Annotated in this window: 2 protein-coding genes; both read right to left on the reverse strand. The window is 68.7% G+C overall.

Features of this window, described 5'->3' with window-relative positions; translation table 11 throughout:
• Positions 1-1183, reverse strand: a 1183-nt coding sequence (locus tag AX750_RS08205; protein WP_197432803.1) for a HAMP domain-containing protein, incomplete at its 3' end; no start/stop codon positions are given.
• A 261-nt stretch (positions 1184-1444) separates the two neighbouring features.
• A complete protein-coding gene (locus AX750_RS08210; protein ID WP_156446443.1) occupies positions 1445-4381 on the reverse strand; it encodes an autotransporter domain-containing protein in 2937 nt (978 codons plus the stop codon).
• Positions 4382-4658: the final 277 nt, after the last annotated feature.

A 4658-nucleotide genomic window follows, 5' to 3' on the forward strand; every position in this document is an offset into this window, starting at 1 on the left:
AGGTCACCTGGATCGTCTTCACCGTGGCCGAGAGACGGTCGACCGTGTCGTTGATGGCGTTCTTGAGGTCGGCGAAGCGGCCACGATAGGTCGTGTCGACCCGATGCGTCAGGTCGCCGGCCGCGATCGCCTGCAGGGCCTCGGAGAACTCGCTGGTCGCGCCATCGACGACGGCGTTGATCTCGTTGATGCCGGCGACGAGCTTCTGCATCTGCTCGTCGGCCTGATCGATCTGCAGCCGCGCCGAGAAGTCACCGGCCGCCGCCGCCGCTACGACCTCGCCGACATCGGAGACCACCGCTTCCATCGACTGCGCGCGGGCCAGCCGCGCCGCCGCGGCCGCCTGCTCCTGCTGCTGCAGCAGCGCGACCTGCTCGGAGCTTTCGCGCAGCACGGAGACGGCCTTGGCCATGGTGCCGATTTCGTCCTGCCGGCCGAGATGCGGCACGGTCACCTTGAGATCGCCCTGGGTCAGCGCGCCCATGACGGTGCTGAGATCGAGGATCGGCTTGGTCAGCGAGCGCTGGGCGTAGAACAGCGCCATCAGCAGCGAACCCAGAAGCATGACGACAAGCGCGACCGGCAGACCGATCTGCGCCAGCTGTGTGAAGCTCGTCGCTTCGTTCTGGAGCGCATCGCTCGCAGCATCGGTGGTCTTCGCGAAGCCGACCAGGAGATCGTTCAGAGCCTTGCGGTTGTTGCGGTTGGCTTCGTTGTTGCCCTGGGCATTGGCGGCCGCCGTCGAGACCTCCCGGCCTAGCCGGATCGTCTCGGAACGGAAGGTGATGAAATCCGCGATCGCCTTCTCGATGGCGCGTGTCTGAGCCCGTTCGGATTCCGGCGCCATCCGGGTGAGGTCGGCGGCCAGAGCCCGCATCTGCGGGAAGCGCGCTTCCATGCCCTTGGCGAAGGGTTCAGCGGCCGCGGCGTCCTTCGACATGTAGATGCCGCGCGCATCCATCACCACACCAAGCACATGGCCGTTGATCTTGTCGGTCGCCAGCGTGATGTCCGAGAGGTTCGCGGCGCGCTGGTTGAGATCGTTGGAGCGCGACAGCGCCCAGAGTCCGAGGGCCGACGAGATGACGGCGCCCAGCGAGACGATCGCCAGGATCGCGATGATTTTGATGCGGATGGATTTCAACGTCTTCGGGCCCCAGCAACGGAACGTAAAACGCTCCATCGGAAATGATATCGAGAGCCTGCTTCGGCTCAGACGAAGAGGAAGGTCCAGACCTATCCCAACGTCATTACGGCTCCGATCTCCGCCCTGTTCCTTTAAATTTCGATTAAGAGCGAAGAGGAATTGCACAAGCATTGTGCAACTTAAGCGCGATAGAGCTGTGATTTCAGTGACATCCGGTCATCGAACGATCAGGGCTGCCGCCCCGACGGGCCCTGTGCAGGGCGGCCTTCGAATCACGGTCCGGCGGCAGAGACCACGTCACCAGCTGTAGCGGAGCGCCGTCTTGCCGCCGAAGCTGCGGCTGTTCGGTGCGAACTCGCCCTCGAAGGTGGCGGCGAGAGTGAGGAGCGGGCTCAGCCTGAGCTCGGCGGAGGCCGTGGTGCGCAGCGCATTGCGATCGAGCGCCGTGCCACCGACGATGAAGCTCGCGCCGGGCAGCGTCTGGAAGCTCGCCAGCGCACTCGAGCCGACATTGCCGTTGCGGATCCAGGCGGCGCCGGCCTCGAGCTTGAGCGGCTTGCCGGCGAGCACGAGTTCCATATCGGCGCGCAGGCCGAGTTCGCCGCGCAACCGTGTCGTATCCTTGCCGGCATAGGCGAGCGCGAAGGTCCCGGGCCCCGCCAGTGCGGTTTCCTGATATCCCGGAAGCGAAACGGTGGTGAACTGGCCGGCGGCATAGGAGGTCACGCCGAAGGAGGCGAGCCCGAAGCGATGGCCGGCCTCGATCCGCCCCGCCCAGCTGTTGGCGGTGAAGCGGCCCTCGAGGCGGTCGAGCCCGGCGACTGTCCGGTCGGTGGTGACGTCCTGCCAGGCATAGGCCACCGACCCGGTGAGATAGCTCTGGCGGATCTGCTGACGGAGGAAGGCGCCGGCCTGGAACAGGTCAGAGGTGCCCGAGCCCAGCCCGAAGCTGTTGAAGCTGGTCGCGCCGCCACCGAGCGCGAAGCCCGCGACAGTGTCGGGCGCGATCCGATAGTCGGCGCCGGCCATTGCGCCATAGATCCGGCTGGTCGTGGCGGCGGTGCCGGCGCCGGCATCGGCCCCGTTGAACTGCGCCGCGCCATAGCCGCCGGCCCAGACGCTCCAGCGCCAGAGATCGGGATCGGGCGTGATCGCGGGCGGCCTGCCGCCCTTGCGCGTCGGCAGATCCTCCGCCTGCTCCTTGGTGGAGGAATAGGAGGCATAGCCCGTGGGCGCCGGCGCCAGCGGCACGCCGCGCCCATCCGGCGCGACGGCCGTCAGCGAAGTCATGAACGGGTTCATCACGGTGGCGCTGGACTGCTGCACGCCGGTGGCGGACTCGCCCGAGACCTGCGACAGGCCCGCCGGCGTCAGGCTGCCGAAGACGGTGGGAATGCCGCCGGTGCGGTTGAAAAAGTCGGTCAGGGCATTGGCGGCGCTGGTCTGGTTCGGATTCAGGCCACGATTGGGAAGGGGTGAGACCGCCGGTGTCGAAGACGACGTCGTGGACGACGAGGTGGAGGTAGCGGTCGGCGTGAAATCCAGCGTCAGGTCGAGGAAGGCGTTGTTCCTGTCGTAGCTCAGCGCCGATTTGAAGCCCGATGGCAGGTTGGTATCGACCTTCTGACCGAAGGTGCCGGTGACGCCGCCGGCCGCGTTCAGGATGGTGTACTGCTTGGCGACATAGGTGCCCGGCTCGAAGCTCGCAGCGACCCTGGCTCCGCCCAGCGTCGCCGTGCCGGTGACGTTGACCCGGTCGGAGGCCGCGGGCGAGACCTCGACCGCATAGGTCGAGCCTGCGCTGAAGGTCAGGTTGCCGTTGACCGACAGGGTGCCGATCGAATTGCCGGGCGCCAGCGTGCCGCCGTTGATGCTGGTGGTGCCCACCGTGCCCGAGCCGCCGAGCGTACCGCCGGCGTTCACCGTCAGGCTCGATGAGGAGGCGATCGAGCCGTTGACGATCAGCTTGCCGGCCGACACCGTGGTCGCGCCGCTATAGGTGTTCGCGCCCGAAAGCGTGACATCGCCCGTGCCGGTCTTGGCGAGCCCGCCGGTGCCGGCGAGGATCGCCGACAGCGTGCCGGCCTGCAGATCGAAACTCGCGGTCGAGGAGAGCGTGCCGTTGCGGACCGTGCCACCGGTCAGCGTGAAGGCGCTGGCGGTCTGCGTGGTGCCGCCGAGATCGAGCGTGCCGGCCGAGACCTGCCAGGCCATCGTCGCGCCGGGCGCGTTACTCACGGTCCAAGTGCCTGTCCCGGACTTCGCCAGGGTGCCGAAGTTCCGGTACTGACCAGCGGGCCCCAATTGCGAGAGATCGAAGGCACCGTTCGACGCCCCGCCGAGCGCGAAGGTGCTTGTGCCGGAGGCCACGACGTTGCCGGTGACCGTCGCTCCTGACCAGACTTCGAGGCGGTTGGTGCCGCCGCTGAAGGTGATGGCATTGGCACGCGTGACGCCATCGCCTGAGAGGCCACCGGTGACGGTGGCGCTCCCTGAGAGAATGAGAGTCAGATCGGAGCCGATCACGCCGGCGCCGCCCGCGCCAGCGGCTGCTGTCGCGTTGCCGACACCACCGTTGCCGCCGCTCGCACTGCCATGGATCGTCACCGTCGCGCCGGCCCCCGTCGTCGTCAGGCCGTTGCCGCCTGCACCGCCGACCCCGGGGACGGCGATGCCGCCGCCGCCATTGCCGCCATTCCCGCCCACGAGGCTTCCATTGATCGTCGCGCTCGTCGACGCGCCGATCGTCAGGCCGCTGCCGCCCGCTCCGCCGGCGCCACCCTGTCCGAGTGCGCGATTGGCGCCTGCGCCATTGCCGCCATTGCCTCCGGTCAGCGTGCTGTCGACCGTCACCGTGCCGGAGCTGCCGAGGGCGGCTGCAGCGCCGCCATTGCCTCCGGCGCCGCCATAGGCGTTGTCGGTCGCGCCGACGGTCGCGCTGCCGCCGTTCCCGCCCTGGCCGCCTGTCACGGCCTGGTTGAAGATGATGGTCGCCGAAGCGGAACTGGTCACGCCGGCACCGCCATCGCCGCCCCGGCCGCCTCGCGGATTGTTGACAGCGCTTCCATTGCCGCCTGCCCCGCCGTCGCCGCCGGTGATCACGGCGTCGATCGTGGCAGTTTCGCCGGTCGGGACCGGGATGGCGTTCGCACCCGATCCACCGTCCGTCGCGGTGGGAGAGCCGGCACTACCCGCGGTACCGGCCGTCCCCGTCGTCGGCGTGCTGTAGGTCACACTCTGGGCCTGAGCCGCCCCCGGCGACAAGGGGCCCGCCAAAAGGAGAGCGGGAACACAGGCGATCAGCAGGGCGCACCGTCCGGCGCCGCCGAGCATCGCGGCGCGCAGCCGCGGGCAGACCCCTGCGCTCCGGGCCGGGCTTTGCCGTCGAACGGGCGCTGTGTCGGAAGCGGTACGCTGCGAATGGCTGGTCGAAACCCGTTCGAAGTCCTGCGCGGCGCCACGCGCCCCGCCCGTCGCCGCCGTCATGCCAGCCCCCGCCGCCCCCGGGGTC

Origin of the sequence: Methylobacterium sp. CCH7-A2 (assembly GCF_001557075.1) — a bacterium.
Taxonomy (GTDB): Bacteria; Pseudomonadota; Alphaproteobacteria; order Rhizobiales; family Beijerinckiaceae; genus Allobosea; species Allobosea massiliensis.